Source organism: Fulverythrobacter fulvus (assembly GCF_037154085.1).
GTDB classification, from domain to species: Bacteria; Pseudomonadota; Alphaproteobacteria; order Sphingomonadales; family Sphingomonadaceae; genus Andeanibacterium; species Andeanibacterium fulvum.
Map to the genome: position 1 here is coordinate 507,857 of NZ_JBANRM010000003.1, position 23,985 is coordinate 531,841.

13 protein-coding genes are annotated in these 23,985 nt (G+C 63.9%); 2 read left to right on the forward strand and 11 right to left on the reverse strand.

Features of this window, described 5'->3' with window-relative positions; translation table 11 throughout:
• Nucleotides 1-102: 102 nt before the first annotated feature.
• Nucleotides 103-1,065 (reverse strand): formylglycine-generating enzyme family protein, encoded by a 963-nt coding sequence (locus WFP36_RS11940; RefSeq protein ID WP_336980726.1) that lies wholly within the window; start codon nucleotides 1,063-1,065, stop codon nucleotides 103-105.
• Between the two features lie 155 nt (nucleotides 1,066-1,220).
• Here WFP36_RS11940 and WFP36_RS11945 point away from each other — a divergent pair, with 155 nt between their 5' ends.
• Complete coding sequence (locus tag WFP36_RS11945) at nucleotides 1,221-3,563, forward strand: arylsulfatase (RefSeq protein ID WP_336980727.1); 2,343 nt, start codon at nucleotides 1,221-1,223, stop codon at nucleotides 3,561-3,563.
• 41 nt (nucleotides 3,564-3,604) lie between these two features.
• Here the strand turns inward: WFP36_RS11945 and WFP36_RS11950 are convergent, their stop codons facing one another.
• From WFP36_RS11950 to WFP36_RS11995, 10 genes are all read right to left on the reverse strand, one after another.
• A complete protein-coding gene (locus WFP36_RS11950) occupies nucleotides 3,605-5,023 on the reverse strand; it encodes a TolC family protein (protein ID WP_336980728.1) in 1,419 nt (472 codons plus the stop codon).
• Between the two features lie 10 nt (nucleotides 5,024-5,033).
• Nucleotides 5,034-8,225 (reverse strand): efflux RND transporter permease subunit, encoded by a 3,192-nt coding sequence (locus WFP36_RS11955; protein ID WP_336980729.1) that lies wholly within the window; start codon nucleotides 8,223-8,225, stop codon nucleotides 5,034-5,036.
• A gap of 21 nt (nucleotides 8,226-8,246) precedes the next feature.
• A complete protein-coding gene (locus WFP36_RS11960; RefSeq protein WP_419716631.1) occupies nucleotides 8,247-9,503 on the reverse strand; it encodes an efflux RND transporter periplasmic adaptor subunit in 1,257 nt (418 codons plus the stop codon).
• A gap of 384 nt (nucleotides 9,504-9,887) precedes the next feature.
• A complete protein-coding gene (locus WFP36_RS11965; RefSeq protein WP_336980730.1) occupies nucleotides 9,888-10,496 on the reverse strand; it encodes a TetR/AcrR family transcriptional regulator in 609 nt (202 codons plus the stop codon).
• Between the two features lie 250 nt (nucleotides 10,497-10,746).
• Nucleotides 10,747-15,528 (reverse strand): beta strand repeat-containing protein, encoded by a 4,782-nt coding sequence (locus tag WFP36_RS11970; RefSeq protein ID WP_336980731.1) that lies wholly within the window; start codon nucleotides 15,526-15,528, stop codon nucleotides 10,747-10,749.
• Nucleotides 15,529-15,860: 332 nt separating this feature from the next.
• Complete coding sequence (phnX, locus tag WFP36_RS11975; protein WP_336980732.1) at nucleotides 15,861-16,661, reverse strand: phosphonoacetaldehyde hydrolase; 801 nt, start codon at nucleotides 16,659-16,661, stop codon at nucleotides 15,861-15,863.
• A gap of 10 nt (nucleotides 16,662-16,671) precedes the next feature.
• Complete coding sequence (locus tag WFP36_RS11980; RefSeq protein ID WP_336980733.1) at nucleotides 16,672-17,793, reverse strand: TIGR03364 family FAD-dependent oxidoreductase; 1,122 nt, start codon at nucleotides 17,791-17,793, stop codon at nucleotides 16,672-16,674.
• Nucleotides 17,774-19,027, reverse strand: coding sequence for a DUF5690 family protein (locus tag WFP36_RS11985; RefSeq protein WP_336980734.1), 1,254 nt, complete (start codon nucleotides 19,025-19,027; stop codon nucleotides 17,774-17,776). Before WFP36_RS11985 ends, WFP36_RS11980 begins: the two co-directional genes overlap by 20 nt.
• A 104-nt stretch (nucleotides 19,028-19,131) precedes the next feature.
• The gene (locus WFP36_RS11990) at nucleotides 19,132-21,078 is read right to left on the reverse strand and encodes a metallophosphoesterase (RefSeq protein ID WP_336980735.1); all 1,947 of its coding nucleotides are present in this window, start codon (nucleotides 21,076-21,078) and stop codon (nucleotides 19,132-19,134) included.
• Between the two features lie 32 nt (nucleotides 21,079-21,110).
• Complete coding sequence (locus WFP36_RS11995) at nucleotides 21,111-23,249, reverse strand: phosphocholine-specific phospholipase C (RefSeq protein WP_336980736.1); 2,139 nt, start codon at nucleotides 23,247-23,249, stop codon at nucleotides 21,111-21,113.
• Nucleotides 23,250-23,389: 140 nt separating this feature from the next.
• Between WFP36_RS11995 and WFP36_RS12000 the strand changes: the two genes are divergently transcribed.
• Nucleotides 23,390-23,941, forward strand: coding sequence for an HD domain-containing protein (locus WFP36_RS12000; protein ID WP_336980737.1), 552 nt, complete (start codon nucleotides 23,390-23,392; stop codon nucleotides 23,939-23,941).
• Nucleotides 23,942-23,985 lie beyond the last annotated feature (44 nt).

The window sequence follows — 23,985 nt, forward strand, 5'->3', positions numbered from 1 at the left end:
CTTCCGCAAACCGACGCAGCGGGAGACAGGGCCCTCGCCCTTCCCCCGTTTCAACCAACAGCCGATTGGCGGAACTTGTTCCGCCAGTTGAGAGCGGGGTGTCTATGCCGCGTCGCGGGCGCAGCGTAGGCCGATATGGGAAGTGGCGGTATCCACCGTCTGCGGATAGCGCGCCGCCGGGCGATAACGCCGGCAATAGCTCTCCGCACACAGATGCGATCCGCCCTTGAGCACCTTGCGCCCGAAATTGCGGCCGGGATCGGAAGGGTCGCGGCTCGCCTCTTCCGTCCCCCCACGCGGATTGCGCGGGATGCAGCAGCTTTTCTGCTCTTCCCCGGGCGCCGGGGCGGCAGGGGTCTCGTACCAGTCCGACGTCCATTCCCAGACATTGCCGATCATGTCGAACAGGCCGAAGGGATTGGCCGCATATGTCCCGACCGGCGAGGTCCGTTCATAGCCGTCGGCCAGTGAATTGTGATGCGGGAAGGCCCCCTGCCAGTAATTGGCCTGCGGAATGCCGCCGGGCTCGAACTCGTCGCCCCAGGCATAGGGCTTGCGGTCCATCCCGCCGCGCGCGGCAAATTCCCATTCCGCCTCGGTCGGCAGGCGCTTGCCCGCCCATGCGGCGTAGGCCTGCGCATCCTCATAGGCGATGTGGACCACGGGATGATCGGCGATCGCTTCCCATGAACTGTCCGGCCCCCAAGGGTGACGCCAGTCCGTGCCCAGCGAGAACTCCCACCAGGCAAGGGCATTGTTCAATGGTACAGGCACGGAAGGCGGCACGAACAGCGAGGAACCTGGCTGCAGCAGTGCTGGATCGGCTTCGGGGTATAGCGCCGCATCGGGCGCCTTTTCCGCTAGCGTGACATAACCCGTGGCGGCGATGAATGCGGCGAAATCCCGGTTGGTCACCGGATAGGGATCGATTGCAAAAGCATCGACCTGCACCTGTCTGGCAGGACCTTCCTCGGGATAATGATCCGATGAGCCCATCCAGAAAGTGCCGCCGGGAAGCAGGATCATCCCATCCGCCTGAATTTGCGCTTCCACTTGCACGTCCATTCCAGATTTCATCCTTCCAATATCGTCGCTGCGGCAATGTCGAACCGCGCGGCACCGCCTTGCCCGCCATGCAACTTATTTCTCGTGCGCGATCAAGCCCCCTGCGGGAAGCCATGATCTACCCGAATGGTCATTTCATGCACAGGAGCGCGCCCGTGAGAACCCTGATCGCCCTTGTCGCAGGCACCGCACTTGCCTCGGTCTCCGGTCTCGCCCTTGCGCAATCTAAGCCTGCATCAGGCCCGATCCTGCCTGCCCCCGGCAATCCCTATGAGGGCACGCTCGGCCGCACAGTGGAGGAATCTTCCGCTCCCGCACCCAATCCGCCGGTCAAGGCGCCTGTAGGCGCGCCCAATGTGATCCTGATCATGACGGACGATACCGGCTTCGGTTCGGCCGCAACTTTCGGCGGCCCGGTGCCGATGCCCAATCTGGAAGCGCTGGCCGAAAGCGGGCTGGTCTATAACCGGTTCCACACCACTGCCCTGTGTTCTCCCACCCGCGCCGCGCTGCTGACAGGCCGCAATCATCATTCGGTGGGCTTCGGCACATTGTCCGAACTCGCTACGGGCTATCCCGGCTATAGCGGCGTGCTGCCCAGAAGCGCAGCGACCATAGGCGAAGTGCTGAAGCAGAACGGCTATTCCACCGCATGGTTCGGCAAGAACCACAACACCCCGCAAAGCGAGATCACCCCCTCCGGCCCGTTCGACCGCTGGCCCACCGGGCTGGGCTTCGAAGAATTCTACGGCTTCATGGGCGGTGAGACCGATCCGACGGCCCCGATCCTCTATCACAACACCCAACCGGTCGATCCCTCGCTGGGCAAGGCGGACTATTTCCTCGACAAGGATCTGGCCGATCACGCCGTGCATTGGATGAAGCTGCAGCACAGCGTCTCGCCGGACAAGCCGTTCCTGCTCTATTACGCGCCAGGTACTTCCCATTCGCCCATCGCCGCACCGGAAGACTGGATCGCGAAATTCCACGGCCAGTTCGATCAGGGCTGGGACAAGGTCCGCGAGGAAACCTTTGCCCGGCAGAAAGCCGCCGGGATCATCCCCGCCGATACGAAGCTGACCCCGCGCCCCCCGGGAATCCCGGCATGGGATTCCCTCTCCGCCGACCAGAAGAAGGTCGCCGCGCGGATGATGGAAAGCTATGCCGCCGCCCTTGCCTATTGCGACGAGCAGATCGGCCGCCTCTTCGCCGAACTGCGCAAGAGCGGGGAGATGGACAATACCATCGTCATCTTCATCGAAGGGGATAATGGCAGCAGCGGCGATGGCAGTCTGAACGGTTCCACCAACGAAGTGATGACGCAGAACGGCGTCCATCAGGATACCGCCGCCATGCTGGCCGATTATGACGGCATCGGCACTGCCCGCACGCAAACGCAGATCCCCGCCCCGTGGTCATGGGCAATGGACGCCCCGTTCCAGTGGACCAAGCAGGTCGCGTCCCATTTCGGCGGCACGCGCAACGGGCTGGTCGTGTCATGGCCAGCCCGGATCAGGGCCGATGGCAAGGTTCGCAGCCAGTTTTCCAGCGTGATCGACATCGCGCCAACCCTCTACGATGCCATCGGGATCGCAGCACCCGCCGAAGTGAACGGCGCCGTGCAGATGCCGCTGCAAGGCTTCAGCCTCGTCCCCACATTCGCCGATGCTGCTGCACCGGAACTGCACACTACCCAGTATTTCGAAATGATGGGCAACCGCGCCATCTACAAGGATGGCTGGATGGCCTCCACCCACCCGCTGCGCCTGCCCTGGACGCAGGGCAAATCGGCCCGGCCTGACGATTTCCAATGGGAGCTTTACGATCTGCGCAGCGACTATTCGCAGGCGAACGACCTTGCCGCGAAGATGCCTGCCAAGCTGAAGGAAATGCAGGAGGCCTTCTACGAGGAGGCCGCCAAATATGACGCCCTGCCCATCGACAGCCGCGGCTTCGACCGGCTGCAGGACCCAAAGACGTACCGCCCCAAGCCGCGCACCCATTATGTGCTGGAACGCAACCCCTTCTGGTATGAAGGTGGGGCATGGCCCGATGTGAAGAACAAGTCCTGGACCATGGCGACCTCCATCACGGTAGAGAGCGGCGCTGCGCAGGGCATGATCGCCGGGCAAGGCGGCCGCTTCTGCGGTTGGGGCCTCTATCTGATCGAGGGCAAGCCAGTGTTCCTCTATCGCTATTCGCACAAGGATGCAGACGCCACGCGCATCGCGAGTGCGGCGGCCCTCGCCCCCGGCAAGCACCGGATCGAGCTGAAGTTCGCCTATGACGGCGGCTACGGCAAAGGCGGGGAAGCGACGATCCTTGTCGATGACCAGGCAGTCGCCAGCGGGCGCATCGCGGCGACCGTGCCTGCATGGATCGCCGAACCCGGCACAATCGGGCGGGACGTGGGCACATCCCTGTCGGACGAATATGCCCTGCCCTTCAGCTTCGAGGGCGAGATCGACGCGGTGGAGTTCGACCTCGCACCGCGCTGAGCGGCGCCGGACCGGTCAGGCCCGGCACCGCTCCATCGCGATCAGGAACTCCACCCACCCGCAAGCGCGCGGAACAGGTCGATCTGGCGGCGGGAGACTTCGGCATCCTGATTGGCGAGTGCCGCTTCGGTTTCGGCATAGGTCCGCTGCGCATCGAGCAGGCGCAGGGAATCGATCGTCCCTTCGCGCAATTGCGCATCGGTGATGTCCGCTGCGCGCTTTGCCTGATCGCGCGCCGATTGCAGCGCGCGCCGCCGGTCGAGCGACCGGGCATAGCCGGACAGGGCCGTTTCCGTCTCCTCCAGCGCGCCCAGCACTGTCCCGTCGAACTCCGCCAGCCGAGCCTGAGAATCCGCCTCCGCCCCGGCAATCCGGGCGCGGACCGGTTCCTGATTGGGGAAGGTCCAGTTGAGCAGCGGGCCAAGCAGCCAGCGCAGGGGGCCACCGCCAAAGATATCGCCAATGTCGGACCCGGTCGAACCGCCAGAGGCTCCCAGAGTGATGCGCGGATAGAGGTCTGCCGTGGCAACGCCGATGCGGGCCGTCGCCGCCGCCAACCTGCGCTCCGCCGCCCGCACGTCGGGCCGGCGGGCCAGCAGTGCCGTGCCATCGCCCACCGGGATCGGATCGTCGATTTCCAGGCTTACCGCCCGCTCCGCCGCGATGTGCGGCAGATCTGCCGGAGTGCGCCCGGTAAGCGTGGCGAGGCGGAACAGGGCCGCCTGCCGTTCCGCTTCGATGGCGGGAATTTCCGCTGCCCGCTGATCGCGCAGGGCGGCGATCTGGGCAACATCCAGCCCGGTGGCAAGGCCTGCCTCCTGCCGCTTGCGGGTGAGGTCCAGCGACTTGTCGAGCAGGCCGACGATGCGGTTGGCGACAGCCAGCCGCGCCGCGCCCGATGCTGCATCGGCATAGGCACGGGTGGTATCCGCCACCACGATCACGCGCACGGCATCCGCATCGGCTCGCGCCGCATCCAGATCGCCGCGAGATGCTTCGATATCGCGGCTCACCCGGCCGAACAGATCGACCTCGTAAGCGACGTCGATTCCGGCATCGATAGACCAGCTTTCCCGGTTCGCACCGGGGGCACGCTGGGATTCGGGCAGGCGGCCATAGGTCGCGCCCGTGCCGATCGTGGCGTTGGGCAGGCGCCCTGCACGCGATCCGCGCAGGCCCGCCCGTGCCCGCTCGATATTGGCAATCGCCACCCGGATATCGGTGTTCTTTGCCAGCGCATCGCCGACCAGCCCGTCAAGCACGGGATCGTCGTAAAGGTGCCACCAGTCCTTTGCGGCAGTGTCCTGCGCAAAGGCCGGCTCGGCGGCGGAGAGGAACGGGCCGGACGACGTCTGGGGGGGGACGGGTGCAACGTAGTCCGGCCCGGCCGCGCAGGCGGCAAGCGCCAGCGCGGAAAGGGATGCGAGCAGGCCGCGAGTGGAAGCGCGGAAGATAGGCATGGTGCGTCTCCTATTCGGCGGGGTGAAGGACGTGGCCACTATCGCCGCCATCCTCGGCGGGGCGGCGGCGCAGGCGCGCGAGCCGTTCGCCGAGATTGCGGCAGACCACATAGAAGGTGGGCGTGAACAGCAGACCGAAGCCGGTGACACCGGCCATGCCGAAGAACACGGCCGTACCCAGCGCCTGGCGCAGTTCCGCCCCTGCCCCACTCGCGATCACCAGCGGCAAGGTGCCGAGGATGAAGGCGAAGCTGGTCATCAGGATCGGGCGCAGGCGCTGCTCCGCGGCGTGGACCGCCGCTTCGGCAGGGCTATAGCCGTGATGTTCCTCTCCCTGGCGGGCGAATTCCACGATCAGGATCGCATTCTTCGCCGCAAGGGCAATCAGCACCACCAGCCCGATCTGGGTCAGGACATTATTATCCATTCCCCTGACATTGATCCCCAGCATCGCAGCCAGCAGGCACATGGGCACGATCAGGATGATCGAGAGCGGCATCACCAGGCTTTCATATTGCGCGGCCAGCACGAGGAAGACGAACAGCACCGCCATGGCGAAGACCAGCCCCGCCGTATTGCCGGCGAATTTTTGCTGATAGGCAATGCCTGTCCATTCATGCGTGAAACCGCGCGGCAGTTCGGCCTTGGCCAGCGCCTCCATCGTGTCGAGCGAGTGGCCCGAGGCGTAGCCCGGCGCCGTATCGCCATCCACGGCGACCGCCGGGGCAAGGTTGTAGCGCGTGACGCGATAAGGCCCTGCCTTGTCCTCGAAGGTTGCCACCGCGCCCAGCGGCACCATGGCGCCATTGTCGGAACGGGTCTGGAGATTGGCGATGTCGGCCTTGGACTGGCGGAACTGCTCGTCAGCCTGCGCGGTCACTCGATAGGTGCGGCCCAGCAGGTTGAAGTCGTTCACGAAGGCCGACCCCAGATAGACCTGCAGCGCCTCGAACACCCGTTCCGGCGGCACGCCCAGCATCTCCGCCTTCTCGCGGTCGATATCGGCATAGACGCGCGGCGTCGCCGTATCGAAGAAGGTGTAGACGCCGGAGAAGCCGGGGGTCTGGTTCGCCTTGGCGATCAGAGCATTGGAAGCCTGTTCCAGCGCCTTGTACCCCTGCCCATCGCGGTCCTCCACCATCAGGCGGAAGCCGCCCGCAGAACCGATACCGCGGATAAGTGGCGGCTTGACGATCATCAGGCGCGCCTCGGTGATATCGGCAGTGGCCTTGCGCGCTTCCTCCATCAGGCTGTCGATCGTCTGGCCATGCTTGGCGCGCTCCTCGAAATCGTCGAGCACCCAATAGGCGGCGGCGGAACTGGCGTTGCGGGTCTCGGAGGCCCCGTCAAAGCCGGACAGCATCACCGAATTGTTGATGCCGGGGATCGGCAGCATACGGTCGGCGACCTTCTTCATCACCTCGTCGGTGCGCGCCGTGGCGGAACCCGGAGGCAACTGGATAATGGTGAAGAAATAGCCCTGGTCCTGCGCCGGGATGAAGCCCGTGGGCGTCCACCACAGCGAACCCACGGTCAGCGCGATCAGGGCGCCATAGGCCGCCATCATCCGTTTGGGCATACGCACCAGCCGGGCGGTGAGGCGGGCATAGGAAGCACTGAAGCGCTCGAAGGCCCGGTTGAAGCTGTCACCCGCACGCTCGATCATCCGGTGCCAGCGAGCATGGTCCGGCGCACGGCGCGACGGACGCAGCAGCAGGGCCGCAAAGGCAGGCGAGAGCGTGAGCGACAGGATCAGCGAGATGATCGTCGCGGCCGAAATGGTCACGGCGAATTGCTGATAGAACGCGCCCGAAAGTCCGCCGATGAACAGGGTCGGCACGAATACGGCGCACAGCACCAGCACGATAGCGACAAGCGCCGCCGCCACTTCGTCCATCGAGGCGCGAGCGGCCGCATAGGGCGAGAGCCCTTCCTCGATATTGCGCTCCACATTCTCGACCACCACGATGGCGTCATCCACCACGATGCCGATCGCCAGCACGAGGCCGAAGAGCGAGAGGTTGTTGAGCGAATAGCCCAGCGCCGCCAGCACCGCGAAAGTGCCGATCAGCGATACGGGGATCGCCAGCACCGGGATCACCGCCGCGCGCCATTTCTGCAGGAAAACGATGATGACCAGCACCACCAGCACGATGGCTTCGAACAGCGTGTGCACCACTGCGTCCACCGACTTGGCGATGAATTCGGTGGGGTTGTAGACGATGCGATATTCCATCCCTTCCGGGAATTCCTTCGCCAGCTCGTCCATTTCGGCCTTGATGCCTTCCGCAGCGGCCAGCGCATTGGAGCCGGGACGCTGGAAGGTGGGGATGATCACGGAATCCTTGTCGCCCAGATAGGCGGAGGTGCCGTAATCCTCGGCGCCCAGCTCAACGCGCGCCACATCGGACACACGCACCTGGCGGCCTTCGGCATCGGTGCGGATCACCACATCGGCGAACTGTTCCGGCTCAGTAAAGCGGCCCTGCGTCTCGACATTAAGCTGGAAGGCGCTGCCACCCGAAGGAGGCTGCCCCAGCGTGCCGGCAGCGACCTGCACGTTCTGCGAGCGCAGCGCGTTGACGATCTCGCCCGCAGTCAGGCCATAGGCCGCCGCACGAGTGGGGTCGATCCAGACGCGCATGGACAGGTCGCGCGAGCCGAACAGCTGCACATCGCCCACGCCGTCAAGGCGCGCCAGCCGGTCCTTGATCCGGGTCTGGGCGTAATTGGAGAGATATTCCCGGTCCAGCGAACCGTCGGGCGAGATCAGGTTCACCACCAGCAGGAAGTCCGGCGAGGTCTTCTTGGTGACGATGCCCAGTCGCTGCACTTCGGCGGGCAGGCGGGGCGTCGCGATGGCGACGCGGTTCTGCACCAGCACCTGTGCCTCGTCGAGATCGGTGCCCTGCTGGAAAGTCACGGTGATGACCACGCGGCCGTCACCCGTGGACTGGGATGTCTGGTAGAGCATCCCTTCCACGCCGTTGATTTCCTGCTCGATCGGGTTCGCAACCGTCTCTGCAACAGTCTCGGCCGAAGCGCCGGGATAGATGGCCGACACGGTCACGGTCGGCGGGACGATTTCCGGATATTGGGAAACCGGGAGGAAGAAATAGGAGATCGCCCCTACCACGGTGATCAGCACTGCGATCACCGCAGCGAAGATCGGGCGGTCGATGAAGAAGCGGGATAGGCGCATGGCTGTGGCCCCCTGTCCTGATCAGTTTGCGAAAGTGGCTTTGCCGGACAGCGGCGCAGCGATTGCGGGCTTCGGCTCGGCCTTGAAGGGGGCAATGGTGCCCTGGCGGGTTTCTACCTTGCTGCCAGGCGCCGCGAACTGGGTGCCGACAATGACCACGCGGTCGGTCGGCAACAGGCCGGAGCGGATCACGCGCAGCCCGCCGATCAGCGGCCCCAGTTCCACGGGCTTCGCAGCGACAGTGCCGTCCTTCTTGACGACGAGCAGGATCTTGCGGGCCTGATCGGTCTGCACTGCGGTATCGGGCACCAGCAGGGCATTCGCCTTGCCGCCGGTGGCCAGATGCATGTTGCCGAACATGCCGGGGGTGAGGAACAGGTCTGGGTTGTCGAAGATGGCGCGGGCGCGGATCGTGCCCGAACGCGGATCAAGGCCGTTATCGGTGAAGTCCAGGCGGCCCTGATGAACGTAATCGCTCTCATCCTGCAGCCGCACGGCCACGGGCAGGCCCTCACCCGCACCGTTGCGCCGGGCCTTGAGATAGAGCGCCTCCGAGCCTTCGAAAGTGAAGTAGATCGGATCGACCGCCATCAGAGTGGTGAGCAGAGTGCCCGACCCGCCATCGCCGGCAGAAACGAGATTGCCGGGATCGACGCGGCGGTCGGAAATGCGGCCGCTCATCGGCGCGCGCACGGTGGCGAATTCCACGTCGAGCGCACGTGAATTCACCCGAGCCTGCGCGGCGGCCAGCGACGCGGAAGCAGCCCGTTCGCGGGCACGCAGACGGTCGATCTCGCTCTTGGAAACGCCGTCGAACTCCACCAGCCGGCTCGCCCGTTCCAGCTCGCTGCGCGCAAGAGCGAGTTCGCTGCTGGCGGATGAAACATCGGCCTGCGCTTCACGCAAGGCAGCCGTGAAGGGACGCGGATCGATCGTGAAGAGCGGCTGTCCCTTGCGCACTATCTGACCATCGCGGAAATGGACGGCCGTGACCGCCCCCGACACGCGCGGACGGATTTCTACCGATCTGCTCGCTTCGAACCGGCCGACGAATTCGTCCCACTCGGTAATTTCCCGCTGCAAAGGCATGGAAACCGTGACTGTCGACGGCCCTGCGGGAGGGGCATCCTGCCCTGCACCCGCAAAGAGGAACCACGCGGCGATCAGCGCCACGATCAACGCCAGAATGGCGAACAGGCGCCCACGGTTTTCGCCCAGCACGCCGGGCAAAACCGAGTCTCGGCCGTCACGAAGCTCAATGGAAGTCAGCTCGTTCATAATCCCTACCCTGTTTCTGGACGTGCAGCGGCGCCGGAAGCACGACGCGAGGCCGCACGGCATCGCTCCGGGAAGCGTGTTCCCGGCTGCACAGTCCTCACCCGTGATTTTGCGAAGAGGCTGAGCGCCTTCCGCACATGCGCCCCGCACACATGGATGCGTGAGAGGCAGAGACACCATGTGCCCCCGGCGGCGCCATGTGGCCGTGCGCCGCCGAGGTCTCGCTGTCCGATAATCCTAAGTGTTGTTTAGGGCCCTGCCATCCGCCCCGGAGGGAGGGAATCGCAACGCCTCAATTTCATACCGATTGGTATATAAAGAGGCGGGAAAGTGGTCAAGCGATATTTATACTGGGCGGTAATGAATGTCTAGCGCGCTGTCCGCTCAGGCTGTCGGCCAGGTAGAAAGGCAGGTTTCGACAAGCTGTTCGAGTTCGGCCCGGCTGGCCCCCGCGCCCGCCTGCACCGACATGCCCTGCAGCACGGCGGTGAGATAGGCCGCCAGTCCCTGAGCATCGATATGAGCGGGAAGATCGCCTTCCTGCCTGGCTCTTTCGAACCGTTCAAGCAGCGCCTGCTTGGCGGCAGCGCCGCGCGCCACCACCTGCTCGCGGATGCTCTCCGCCTCGTCCCCGCAGGCGCTGGCGCCGATTACGGTCAGGCAGCCGCGGCATTGCTGGCCGCCATAAATCTCCAGCGCACCGCGCAGGAAATGCTCGGCCACGCCGCGAGCAGTGGGGGCCTTCAGCCCTTCGCCCACGTAAGCGAGCTTTTCCCGCTGATAGAGGTCCAGCGCCTTGGTGAAGAGCGCTTCCTTGTTCCCGAAGGCGGCATAAAGGCTGGGCTTGGTGATGCCCATGGCCTCGGTAAGGTCCGCCATGGACGCACCTTCGTATCCCTTGGACCAGAACACGCCAAGAGCCGCCGCCAGAGCCTGGTCGGTATCGAATTCGCGCGGACGCCCACGCGCGACGCATGCCGTGGAACTTTTCATAACGCTTGGTATATAACGCCTGTCGCCGGAAAATCCACGCTCTAATGCGTTCTCGGGTCATCGGCCATACGGTCGCGACGAAGATTTTGACAAAATGTCGCCAAAAGCCGCCGATCTGGCCGGCTGCTTGCCGTCTTGGCTTTCCTTTGCGAGGTCCTTGCCGAGGCCCGTCGCAACAAAAGGGGCGGGAGAATCGCTTCCCCCGCCCCCCCTGTTCAACCATAGGTGGTTCAACCAAAGGCAGCCTGGATCAGAACCCGGCAGTGATCGCCGAGGCTGCGTTGTTGCCGATCGCTGTGGCGCTGACGGTATTTCCGGTCACCGACAGCGAGCTGCCGGTAATGGCGCCGACACCGCTCTGGATACCGACCGTAACCGTCGTGACCGAGGCAACGACCGAAGCCGAGTTGGTCTGACTGTTGCCAATTGCCGCAGTCGGCATGCCGGTGTTGAGCGCAGTCACCGTCAACAGATTGCTGGCAGTGTTGCCATAGGCCGCTGCCTGCACGCTGTTGCCGATCACGCCCACACTGGCGTTTGCCATCGCCGCGAAATCGAGGTCCACATTGAACGCGACAAGATAGCTGGCATCCGTGCTGGTAGCCGAAACACCGTCACCGGAGTTCGACTGGACGTTGAGGATGGCTGCACGTGCGGTCACCACCGCATCGACATCGCTACCGGCCGCGATCGAGCTACCCGACGTTCCGAAGAACGACACATCGCCGTAACCCGCGCCCGCCGAATAGTTGAGCACGTTGTTGGCCGCATTGCCCCGGGCAAGGACACTGGTCGTGTTCTCGCCCAGTGAAATGCTGCTCGTCTGCAAGGCCGCAACCACCGGATCGTTGCCGTTGAGCACAATGCCCGCGGACATGGTGCCCGAGGCGGAGACCGTGGCGGTGCTGGCCTGTACGTTCAGCATGCCGGCACTGGCGCCAAGGCTGGCCGTCCCTTCGATATCCATCGAGTTGAAAGCCCGGTTACCCGATGCTTCGGCCGAAGTCGCATTGCCGGTCACGGTGACCGAGCTGAGATCGATACTGTCGAACCCAGGCAACGTGTCGCCATTGTGGACGCTGGTCACCGCAGTGGCAGTCACCACATTGGAGGCCAGCTGGCGGTTGAGCAGGACATGATCGCCCACCGCCACTTCATCGGTATCGGCATCGAGCAGCACGTCCCGCGCAAAGGTGACCGGGCCGGCATTGGTGGCACTGACGACCACCGAATTGCTGGCATTATTGATCGTGGCCAGAGCGAGGTTCGAATTGCCCGACATGCTGATGCTGGAAGCCGTGGCGGCCCCCGGCGCAGTCACGTCGAGGTTCGACACCGCGACAACATCTGCGGCACTATCCTGGTTCGAAACCAGTGCGGCACCGGCAGCAGTGTTGACCGCATCCAGTTCCAAGCTGTTCGAGACGGTGTTGGCCACGGCCCGCGAGGCCTGACTGTTATCGTCCACGCTCAGCGTCGTTTCCCAGATGTCGGCGCTGTCGGCCACTTCGATGGAGAAGCGACCATAGACAAGGCTGGTCAGATCCCGGTCGCCCACGATCTGCGAATTGGCCAGCATGTAATCGCCCAGCGCCGTAGTGCTTGCCCCATCGGTGGTCGCCCAGGTCGCGAAGTGATCGCTGCCGTCGGGCACATCGGTGCCTTCGGCCGTCACCGTATTATTGGCACTGTTGCCGGTGACCGAACCCGAAATTGCGTTACCGTCGACCGCGATGGTCGAATAGGAAACGTTCTCGGCAACCGACACCGTCACTCCGCCCGGATCGGCGAAGGGGGCAATGTAATCAAGCTGGAAGCCGGGCCCGCCCAGGACGTAGCTGAGGAAAGCCGCATCGAACTCTGCGCCTTCCGCGACCGTGATCACGGACGGCACCGAAGTGTTTTCCCGGCGCAGCTCGGTTCCGGATACAAACCATCCGTTGGCCAGCAGATAGTCATATTCCTCTGGCGAAAGCCGTGAAATGCTGACGACATCATAGGCCGATCCAGGATTGACGCAGAGATCGGGAGCGCAAGGAAGGATGCTGAGCGTAGTCCAGTAATCCAGCGTCTGTTCGGCTACGCCAATGCTGGACGTAATGTCCGCATCGGCGATCTGGTAGTTCGTCAGCGCACCGGTGGTAGCGAGGCCATTGGCCGACAGATCGACGAGATTGTCCGCCCGGTTGGCAGTGGCGCCCGACATGATCGTATTGCCATTGCTGACAACAGAGGACTCAGTCACTTCGTTGGCCACCTCGGTCATCACCCTCACCGGGCTGCTGCCGGATGCGTCGATCAGCGACACGTCGATAGTGCCACGGGCCGACTGGGCGTTGTTGAGACCGAAGGAGGCATCGGTCCGCGCCTCGCCGCCTAGCACGGAGGCTTCGCCGCGCGTGCCGCCGGGGAAGGAATCCGCCTCTGTGTCGATATTGGTCGCTTCGACCGCCACGGAATTGGTCGCCCGGTTGCCATAGGCAAGCGCCTGTACCGCATTGTCCGAAGTGGAAACACTGGAAGTGCTCACCCCGCCACCGCTGTAAAAGCCGATCTGGGTTTCGACCGTGTTGAAGCCCCCGACCTGCACGGTGATCGTGGAAGCAGTTCCCAGCGCCTGGACGCTGGTGACATTCATGACGGTGGCAAAATCCGGCTCCCCGCCGATCGCGCCCTCACTCGCCGTCAAATTGCCGGCCGCCAGACTGGCTGCGTTGGTCGCATCGTTGCCATAGGCCGCACCGACCAGGACATTCTCGTCAGTCGCCAGCGATGAACCGGAGACATTGTCGACATAGATGCCGAAGGCCGCGTCCGTTCCAACATAACCGAAAGCCTGGGCACTGATCGCAGCCGAGCTGGCCTGATCGTTGAGCAATCCATAAGCTGCGTCGACCACAGGAAGCACGCTGTTGTCGAACACGAAGCCATCGGTCGCCCCCGTATCGAGAGTGACGAGCGAACCGAGCTGGCTCTCATCCGAGCTGACTTCAAGAACCTCGCCCTCGACCGACAGGCTGTTGCCGACGGAGTTGCCATAGGCAATCGCCCGGCCCAGATTGCCGGTCAGTTCAAGATCGCTCGTATTGACGCTATAGCCCGCGATCCAGACTTCACCGTCCGAACTTGCGGAAACCGCACTGTTATCGGCGATGATCTGGACATTCGCGACGCCCGCGCCGGTGGCAAGATCCGTACCCGCAACAGACGCGGCATTCGAGCCGCTGTTGCCCAACGCCACCGCTTCCAGCACATTGCCGGTGGCGGCCAGCGAACTGTTATCCGCACTATCGGCGGAATAGTTGATGAAGACGAACCCTTCCTGATCGGCGACGACGTCCGCCGTGTACTGGCTCTGGAGGCTGGTCACGAGAGCGTTGCCGTCGGCGGAGAGATTGCCATCGGGCCCCGTACCGCCCGTCAGCACCACGCCCGTCAGCGGCGCGTCGATATCCGTCGCCGCGAGCGACAGAAGCTGGCTCACTTGGTTGCCATAGGCAGAAGCTGCCGAACGGTTTCCGTCCACCGTCACATCGCTGCCGGGCAGGGAACCCTGGCCATAATAGGCAACGTCGGCAGAGAGCGTGCTGGCAACAACCTGCGCCGTTACGTCCGTGTGGACGTTGGTCTGCTGGCTGGCCACGGCGACCGTGCCGGAAAACGACGCGGCGCCTTCCCCGCTTTGGAAAGCACTGCTGGCAGTGTTGCCGCGAGCGGTCGCCAGCGCATCATTGCCGGAAACACTCACCGATCCGTTCTCGATCGCCTGCACCCAGGTGGAGACGATCGGATTTATGTTGCTGGCGAGGATGTCAGTCCGAGCGGAGTCGCCTGTGCCATTGTTGCCCTGGCTGTTGTGAATCACGAGATCGGCAGCAACCGTGCTCGTCAAAGTGACACCGCTATAGACGGTATCCACTGCCGCGCCGGAGGAGCCCGCCCCCTGGAACGACATCCCGTCATCGAGCACGATGCGGTTGCCCGCCACGCCGTCGCCCAAGGCTTCGTTCCCGGTGGCGCTGGCGCTGACCGTGTTGTCGGAGACGAGCATGCTGCCGGTCAGCAAATTGGTTGCGCCAACGCTGGAGGTCCCGATGGTCGAATAGATCGAACCCTGCGTAGTGGCCTCGATCGACCCCGTGCCGCCGGTGTCATTGTTGATCTGGCCATTGGTGACAACCGCGCTGCCGGTGAAGATCGGCGCCCCGCCCGCCTGGACGGCAATCAGGGATGTGGAGACATTGCCCTTGGCAGTCGATCCGATCAGATTGTCGCTGACCACCAGATCGGCCGACACAGTGTTGTCGCCCGTGCTTGCGAGGTCGAGATAGATATTGTTGCGGCTGTCCGCACCGGCATCGGCAAGAACCTGAGGGTCAATCTGCAACTGGACCGTGCTGGCGACCAGACTGCCGGTCGCATCGAGCCAGTCCGCGGCAACCCCGGCGGTAAGGGTCGACGACCCGGCAGTGCCGGATGCGTAATCGTTCGGAATCTCGCCGGAAAGCGAGGTACTGCCGATATTGCCCGAGGCGCTTGCAGCGATCCGGTTATCGGTCACAGTGACTGAGCCGTCCTGGAAATCGTCGAGTTCCGCGCGGATCGCGTTGCCGGATGCCTCTGCGATTACCGAACTGAAATTGGTCTCGAAGCCCAGCGCTGCCGCACCGTCCGCGTTGAAATCAATCTCGATCACCGAAAGATCGATCGAGTTCACGAAGTTGTTGGCGCGCGCCACTGCCTGAACGTCGTTACCGTCCACCAGAAGGTCGCTGGTTGTGATCGGAGTTTCGGTCTCGACGACCCCGCCCCTGGTATCGACGATCTGCGAGGAAACGGTCGCCACATTGCTCAGCACCGCGTCCACGACGTCATGCGCATTGGCGTCAGTATCGGTTGTCAGCGGCCCCGGCAGTGTGGGCGAGATGGTCGTTTCCGCGGCCTGCGCGCCGGTGACGATCAGCGACGCGGCCATGGCCGTGCCTACCGAGACCATATAATTAATACGGCCCCTATTGGTCGATTTGTTCATGATGTGCCCCTTTTGAAGTCGCGGCGACCCGGATCGAACTTGCGAAGCTTCGATCCGAATTTTCTGCGACACACCCGTTAACTATCTTTAGCGGGGGCAATCAAGCGAAACTCCCTCTTTCGGTCAAAGAGACCAATCGAAAAAACACTTTTGACACAATGTAATATTCGGCGATCCTTAAATCGCCCGCGACAGGAGGGCCCTTGCGCCCACGACAATTTCCCGGAGCAAGTAGGCAATTCCGATAGCCGGAAAATCACACAAGGAGACGGGCCGAATTTGCGGGAATTCGGCCCGTGAACGATAATGGAATTGCCTTCACAGCGGGGCCATCACTCCGCCAGCGGCAATCCTTCAAGCGCCCCCGGCAAGTCTGCCACGCTGTCGATCACAAGGTGCGCCCCGGCTTTAAGCAGCTTCTTGCGCGCGCGGGAAAGACGCTCTTCCCGGTCGGCAGGAGCCAGGGCAGCAAGCTCTTCCGGCGTCAGGCCGATCTCATTGCCGCTGGCGGCCACGCCTACGGTCCACAAGCCCGCCGCGCGCCCTTCGGCAATGCCCACTTCGGTATCGTCCACCTTCACGCAGGCACTGGCGGGCCACACGCCCAGTTCGACGAGGTTCTTCCACGCCATCAGCGGCGAAGGGCGGCCTTCCGCGGTCTCGCCCGCGCAGACCAGGCAATCGGGGACATAACCCTGATCGGCAGCGAGCGGCAGGATTTCGTCCATCATCTCCCGCGTGTAGCCCGTGCAGGACCCGATCTTGACGCCCGCCTGCCGCAGATCGCGCACCACATCGGCCGCGCCGGGGATCAGCACCGCGCATTCGCGCGCCGCAGCGATCATTGCAGGGCCGATCACATCGAACAGGCGATAGGCGTCATCCGGCTGGGGCGGCACGCCCTTGGCTGCTTCCCACGCCGCAGCGATCCGCGGCTTGGCCAGCAGGCAGGCAATGTGATCCCACTTGGCCCGGCCCATATCCTCATGCGCTTCGGCTTCGGTGATCGGCACGCCGTGCTCTTCGAACAGCTTGACCAGCGCCATCACCGGCGCACGGCTGCCGAAATCGATCATGGTACCCGCCCAATCGAAGATGACCGCCTTGAGCGCGGGAGGGAAATTTGCCTGCATGGGATGCCTTTCAATCTTCGAGGAATGAGGAAATCACGTCTTCAGCCAGTGCGAACGACGTGGATGCGCCAGTGCCGCTGGTGACCACTACCAGCCGCACGCCCGGCAAGGGGCTGCGCACGATGCTGTGTTCGGGGCCGCTGGCGTATGTGCCGGTCCAGCGCTCAATCACCAGGGGCGCATGGCCGAACAATTCGGCGAACTCGCGCAGCATCAGTTCGTCGATCGCGGCATGGCTGAAAGGTGTGGGCGTGGGGCCGTAGACATGGCTGTCCCCCACCACCAGCGAGCCATCCGCACTCTGCACCGCGATCAGGTGGATGCCGTGCTCCAGTTCTTCGGCAGCATCGCGCATCAGGCGGCGGCGGAGCGGACCGGTGGCGCAAAGCTCGCTATAGCCGAGATAGCGCACCATGCTGAGATCGCTCATCACCGGATTGGGCAGGCGCCAGCCCGGTGCGGCAAGGCGCAACATCTGCAACTGGCAGCGCGTGATCCCTTCAGCCGCATAATCCGCGGGGAACAGACCTGCCCAATCGTCCCCCGGGCAAGCGACGATCCGGGGGGCGGCGAGACGGGTGCCGTCCGCCAGCAGCACGCTGCCCGGCCCGATCCGGCTAACAGAGGCGCCGCGCAGGATTTCCACTCCCATTGCCTGTTCCAGCCAGCGCGCCAGAAGCGGAATGGCCGTGCGGGATTCCACCCGCAGGTCTGCAGTGGAGAGCAGCGCCCCGCCGAACTCTGCCCTCAATTGCGGGCAATGGGCGCGCGCTTCCGCACGCGAGAGCAGCCTGCACTCTTCCCCCATCTCAGTGGCGGCGAAAGCCTCGATCACGTCCACGGCCTCGGGCCGATGGGCAACAAGCAGCAGCCCCTCCTGCTCCACGGCAATGCCCGCCTGTGGCGCGATCTCACGCCAGATGGCAGCGCTGCGCCGGGCCAATTGCCACACTCGCCCGCGCTGTTGCCCGGTAACGGTGACGAAGCCAAAATTGCGGATCGAGGCCCCGTTGGCCTGCGCGTCACGGTCAACCACCAGCACGCGCAGCCCCCTGCGTGAGGCGGCAAGCGCATGGGCGAGGCCGACGATCCCCGCGCCGACGACGATCAGGTCAGGCTGCGGCGACGGCATGGGCGTGCCTCCGGCCAAGACGCAGATGGAAATAGAGCGCGGAACAGACCGTCAGCAGCGCCACGGCCCCCGCCGTCCAATATGCGCATTCGATATAGAAGGGCAGCCAGTCCATCGTCGGCGCGCCGAAGCTGCGATAGAGCAGCAGGGCAACGCTGCCGACATAGCCGGAACTGTCCGCGATATAGATCAGGAAGCCAGCATTGCCCGCATGGCCGATCGCCGCGATCATCCGGTCGAACAGCATCGCGTTGAACGGCGTATAGGCAAAATAGAGCCCTGCCCCGGTGAGGATCATATAGCCCAGCGGCCCCAGCAGGCCTGCCTGGAACGCCAGCGTGGACAGGCCCAGCAGCACCGCCCCGGCAAAGATGATCGCATGCATGGCCAGCAGGGCCCGCATATTGTCGCGGATCAGCATCAGCGCGCCAAGCGCGGCCAGTGCCACGACCGCGACAGGCAGTTCGCTGGCGGAAAAGACCGAGGCGACCCCGCCATAACCCATGGCGGTCCACAACTCGGCGGCGAAATTGTCGCGGAAGTCGCGCATAGCGGTCAGCAGCACATAGCCGGAAACCAGTAGCACCATCGCCACGCCGTAATTGCGCAGGAAGGCAGCGCGATCCTTCTTCAGCATCGGCACGCGCACTGTCCGCTCCGCCTCGTCGCGCTCGTCAGGCGACGGCATGCGTTCAAGCAGGAAGAGCGAGACGAACAGGAGCGGGAAGAACAGTGCGCCGGTAAAGGCAGGCATCCAGATCTCGCTGACGCCCCAGCCCATTACCAGTACGGCGACCGACTTCACAGCGCCGGAAGAGATGATGAAGCTGGCACAGAGCACCGCGCCCAGCACTTCGGAGACGCGCCGCCCCTCGACATAGCTGAACACCAGCCCCCAGATCATCCCCAGCGGCAGGCCGTTGAGGAACATGCAGGCGATGTTCCACGGCTCCGGGATCAGGGCGAACAGGATCAGGGCCAGCCAGGACGTGACGATCAGGCCCAATATGGCCAGTGCCCTGCCCCGGCGGCCGAATTCCGCGATCACGCGAATGCCGATCAGCTTGGACAGGGCATAGCCGAGCACCTGCGCGATCAGCAGCACCGTCTTGTAATCCAGCCCGCCAAGTATGGTCGCATGATCGGCAAAGGTCGCCGCAGCAAAGGGCTTCCGGAAGGCATACATGGCGAAATAGGCGCTGAAGGCGGCAACGCCGCCCAGGATAAGCGCCATCTTGCGCCCGCCGGGGGAGGATGTGGGATGGATCAAGGAAACACCGTCAAACAGAAATGCGACATTCGATGATGTCGGGGAATCTGGTATAGGCCAGATTCACTTCATTTACGTGACAGCGCTTCCATGCCGGGCGCCCGATCTTCGCCTATTGGCGCCGCGCAAGTCGTCATGGCGGTGTTGTGCGGCGAGAAGGCTGCGCTATCCCGCATCCGCCCGTCAGCATCATACATCTCCAGTTCCAGCCGGCCCTGCCAGACCCGAACCAGCACGAAGTGAAAGCCGCTGAAGAGCGCTGCGGCAGTAGCGCTGGCGACCGGCATGGCGCGTTCCGTATCGCCGCCTCCGCCGCCGGCCTGCACATAGGTCACGCCGCCGCATGCAGGCCTGCCATCGCGCAGCGGCCATGATCGCTCATAGCTGTGAATATGGCCGGAAAGGACCAGATCGACGCCATATCGCTGATACAGATCGACGAAATCTCGCTGGATCTCGGGATCGCCACCGCTGGCGGGCGCGGAATAGCTGTCGCCATAATCGTCATCGTCGGAGCTGAAGGCGGGCTGGTGATGAACCGCGATCTTCCACTGCGCGCTCGACTGGGCGAGCGCCTGTTCCAGCCAGGCCCGTTGCTGCGCGCGAAAGCCCGGTTCCTGCCTTTCACGCAGATCGAGATTTCCATCGAGTACGAAGAAGTCGATATCCCCGATCCGGTAGGAGTAATAGCCGCGCCCATTGTCTGGCTGGTTGTGATAGCGATCGAAATTGGTGAACAATCGCAGATCGCTGGCCGGATCGACGACGTCCACGTCACCATTGCCGCGGGCGGCCAGTACCGGGACGCGGGCTACCAATGGGCCCATGCCCACGAAGAACTCATCCGTCCAATGCCAGCGCCGCTCATCCTCCTCCCCGCCGACCAGATCGCCGGCCAGAAGAAGAAATTGCGGGCGCTGCTGCCAGATCAACTGGCTCAGCAGGGCATTCATGAAGGGCCGTTCCTGCGTATCGCCCATGACCGCAAAGACCAGCGGAGCATCCTGCGGCGGCATCGTGCGGAAGGTCAGGATGCCGCTATCCACATGCTCTCCAGCCGCGTCCGTGCCGGTCACGCGATAGAAATAGGGCGTGCCGGGTTCGAGCCCGGACAGAGTGGCCCGGTGCAACCTATCCCCCGTAGCGAAATCGAGCCGATGCCCGAACGCGGCAGTCTCACCCCATTCGACCTTACCCGATGCCGGCCGGTCCGTTTCCCAAAGCAGTTGCTGTTCCCGCGTGCCCGGAGGCGTGAGGTATGGCCCGGCCGTGAAACGCAGATTTGCGCCCGATCCTCTCGCGGCGGCGGCGATTTCCTTCTGCCGCGCGGCGAATGCCTCCGCCACGTCCTGCGCGCTCATCGCCCGTTCCATTATCCAGGCACCGCGCACCAGATCGGGCAGCTTCATATGAGGCTCCGCCCCAAGATAGCCCACCAGATTGACGGACCGGAACGCCTGCCCCTCGCCGCGTGCTTCCCCCACCAGCAGACCGTTATGATATAGCCGCCAGTAAGTGCCGTCGAAACTGCCGACAATGTGGTGCAGGTAACGGCGATAGGGCGCAAAGTGGCTTGTCGAAGCCTCCGGCAGCCATTCCACCGGGCCGAAGCGAAGCGCCAAACCATTCTCGAACTTGCCGTTGCCCAGCACACTGAAATAACCGAGATTCCAGGCGAGCTTACCGTCTTCGCCGACACCGGCGAGCATTGTACCTACCGGGCGGTTCACATGATCGGACAGCCACAATTCAACGCTGAATGGCCCGGTTGTCGGAGCGGGCAACGCCATCGCGCCCTGCCTGACCTCCGATGCTTCCTGACCGAACATCAGCGGCGCTTGCCACTCTGGCGCATCCATCATCGGCGGCGCGATGGGCAGGGCCGCGTCCTCGGGCGCATCAGGCGGTGCAATGAGCTGGTAGGCCGGGCCATCGGGCACCCAGGCGAGCTCGGCCGGCGAAGCCCCAACCGCGAATAGCGCGCCCAATGCCGCGACTATTCTGCCCAGGCGCATAGCTGTTCCTGCCGCCGGCAAGGGGGCCACCGTCACGCCGTGACCCGTAAAACCCCGATTCCGGGGTCTGTCAGCCCCGCAAGCCCATTGTCCACCTTGCCCGCGAAGCGCCGCAGGAAGCCCTCGGCGCCTCGCACGGTCACGGCGACGTCGTACCAGCCCTGCGTGGCATCGAGTGGCCAGACGAGGTTCTCCGTCTTGCCTGGCGCTACCGAAACCTCGCGCCGTGACGGGCCGGAACCGGCATAGGCAGCGTCGATTTCAAGAATGAAAGTCAACGGCTTGTCGCCAGAATTGGCAAGCCCGATCCGGATTGCTCCACCCTTGCCATCCTCTTCCAGCATAACTTCCGGCACGGCCGTTTCAGGCGATCCGGCATAGCGTCGCCAATAGCCATTAGGCCCACGCAGGGTGAGGTCGTAGGGCGCAAGCGCTGCACCTTCCTGCCAGTCTTCGGCCGTGTGGCGGTCGCCCGCCCCGATCGTGAAATGGCTCGGCTCCTGCCGGTCGAGATTGTCATGCACGGTGAAGGTGGCGCCGACCGGCCCGTCATTCACGAACTCGATCCGCAGACCTCGCTCCGGGCTCACACTGCCCTGCACGGCAAAGCGATAGGGCAGTGGACGATGCGGGCGGCGGCCCTCCATCTGGCGCGCGGGCTGCTGCACAGTGGGAATCTCATTAGCAATTCCGGCAGCGGACAGGGCGACACGCTGCTTGAAATCCGCCGTGCCGGGCAGGGCGATGCCCTTCAACGCCTCATCGGGCCGGGCGAAATCGAATGCCGAGGACAGATCGCCGCAGACCGAGCGCCGCCAGTGGCTGATATTGGGCTCTTTCACGCCGAAACGCTCTTCCATCAGCCGCAGGACCGAGGTGTGATCGAACAGTTGCGAGCAGACGAAGCCGCCCCGGCTCCAGGGCGAAATCACGATGGTCGGTGTGCGGATACCCAGCCCGATGGGGTGCGGCCCCTGCACCTTTTCCGCTTCGGGGCCCCAGACCTTGGTTTCCCCGTCGAGCGGCACGGTGCTGTGCCCACGATAATCGCCCACCGGCGGCACCGGGGGCGGCATATGGTCGTAAAAGCCCCCAGCCTCGTCGAAATTGAGGATGAAAGCGGTGCGGGCGAAGACTTCCGGATTATCGACCAGCGCCGCGATCAGCCCGGCAGTGACATGCTCGCCCTTGGCGGGCTCGGCCTGCGGGTGTTCGGAAAGGTCTGCTGCCGTCACGATCCAGCTGATTTGCGGCAGGTTCCCCGATTCCACATCCGCCCGGAAAGCCGCGACCAGCTGATCCCCGTCAGAGCGGGTCCGGTCATCCCCTTCCTTGTGCTCGCTCACCCAGGAACGACCCCGGCGATAGAGTTCGGATTCCGGATCGCAGGGGCGGAAAGCCGGGAAGACGGACAGCAGATTGTCGCCGAAATTATCGTATTCCTGATAGACCTTCCAGTTCACTCCCGCCTGCTGCAGGCGCTCGGCATAAGTGGTCCAGGTATAGGCATCCGGGTCGAGGGGCCGGTCCTGGCGCATGTCGGCGCTGGGCGTCTCGTCCTCGCCGTAATTATGCATCTGCGGGTCGCGCCCGACCGTGCCGCCGCCATTGCACCCGCTGAACAGGTGCAGGCGGTTGGGATAGGTCTGCGTCATGGTTGAGCAGTGATAGGCATCGCAGACGGTGAAGGCATCGGCCAGGGCGTAATAGAACGGCAGATCCCCGGCCGTGTAGTGGAGCATGCGATTATGCAGCTCGTCCGTATGGCCCCAGCGGTCGTACCGACCGCGATTGAAGATCACCATGTTCTCCTGATGGGACTGGTCCGCACCATCGACCTTGAAGGAACGGGTGGTCTTCGAATCCCCGTGATAGGGCAGGACGTATCCGTCAGGATGTTGGCCAGAGGGCTGCGCCCAGACCGACCGGCCGCCCGGAAGCCGAAGGGGCCGCGGATCGCCCAGCCCGCGCACGCCGTTGAGCATGCCGAAATAGTGATCGAACGAGCGATTTTCCTGCATATGGACCACGATGTGGTCGATATCCTGCAGCGTTCCGGTACGGCGGCGGGCGGGAATGGCCAGCGCACGCTCGATCAGGTTCGGGTAGAGCGAGGCAATTGCCGCGCCTCCAGTCATTCCGAGAAATCGGCGGCGCGAACTGCGAAACATCTTTTCTTGCTCCTGACCTTACGCTAGATGGGCACGCCAATTTTGGTATAGTCCAAAAACTACAATTCTGCGACAATCAAGGGCTCTTCGCTCACCATTCGACCAGCTTGTCAGCAACGGTACGGGACAGTGACAAACCGATGATCGATTCCATCTTCTCCCTGTTCGACACGTTCGGCAGCGAGCATTACGGCGAGAATGCAAACCAGCTTCAGCACGCACTGCAATGCGCCAAACTGGCGCAGGACCATGGCTGCGAACCCAGCCTGATTGCCGCCGCCCTCCTCCACGACATCGGCCAGTTCATCGACGATGCCGGCAACGCGGCCGAAAAGCTCAATCACGACGCGCGCCACGAAATCACCGGCGCGGCCTTCCTGGCGCGCAGCTTCAGCCCGGACGTGACCGAGCCGGTGCGGCTTCATGTCGATGCGAAGCGCTACCTCTGCGCCCTTGATCCCGCCTATGAGGCCGGTTTGAGCGGTGCATCCCTGCTGAGCCTGCGCCTTCAGGGCGGCCCGATGAACGAAGAAGAAGTGGCGGCGTTCCGGGCCGAGCCCTTCTTCGAACAGGCCGTGCAACTGCGCCATTTCGACGATGCGGGCAAGCGCCCCGACTGGGCCGTTCCCGGCCTCGAGTCCTATCGCGGCATGCTGCAATCCTTGCTCCGCGAGGAACAACTCTCGGCCTGAGCCCTTCGCCTGAACTCACTGACCCGGCACTGCGAGGCGCCATG

Bases quoted from the DNA above. Each gene is read 5' to 3' on its own strand.
- WFP36_RS11940 (WP_336980726.1), bottom strand. From the start codon at position 1,065: ATGGACGTGCAAGTGGAAGCGCAAATTCAGGCGGATGGGATGATCCTG.
- WFP36_RS11950 (WP_336980728.1), bottom strand. From the start codon at position 5,023: ATGCCTATCTTCCGCGCTTCCACTCGCGGCCTGCTCGCATCCCTTTCC.
- WFP36_RS11955 (WP_336980729.1), bottom strand. From the start codon at position 8,225: ATGCGCCTATCCCGCTTCTTCATCGACCGCCCGATCTTCGCTGCGGTG.
- WFP36_RS11960 (WP_419716631.1), bottom strand. From the start codon at position 9,503: ATGAACGAGCTGACTTCCATTGAGCTTCGTGACGGCCGAGACTCGGTT.
- WFP36_RS11965 (WP_336980730.1), bottom strand. From the start codon at position 10,496: ATGAAAAGTTCCACGGCATGCGTCGCGCGTGGGCGTCCGCGCGAATTC.
- WFP36_RS11970 (WP_336980731.1), bottom strand. From the start codon at position 15,528: ATGAACAAATCGACCAATAGGGGCCGTATTAATTATATGGTCTCGGTA.
- phnX (WP_336980732.1), bottom strand. From the start codon at position 16,661: ATGCAGGCAAATTTCCCTCCCGCGCTCAAGGCGGTCATCTTCGATTGG.
- WFP36_RS11980 (WP_336980733.1), bottom strand. From the start codon at position 17,793: ATGCCGTCGCCGCAGCCTGACCTGATCGTCGTCGGCGCGGGGATCGTC.
- WFP36_RS11985 (WP_336980734.1), bottom strand. From the start codon at position 19,027: ATGGCGCTTATCCTGGGCGGCGTTGCCGCCTTCAGCGCCTATTTCGCC.
- WFP36_RS11990 (WP_336980735.1), bottom strand. From the start codon at position 21,078: ATGCGCCTGGGCAGAATAGTCGCGGCATTGGGCGCGCTATTCGCGGTT.
- WFP36_RS11995 (WP_336980736.1), bottom strand. From the start codon at position 23,249: ATGTTTCGCAGTTCGCGCCGCCGATTTCTCGGAATGACTGGAGGCGCG.
- WFP36_RS12000 (WP_336980737.1), top strand. From the start codon at position 23,390: ATGATCGATTCCATCTTCTCCCTGTTCGACACGTTCGGCAGCGAGCAT.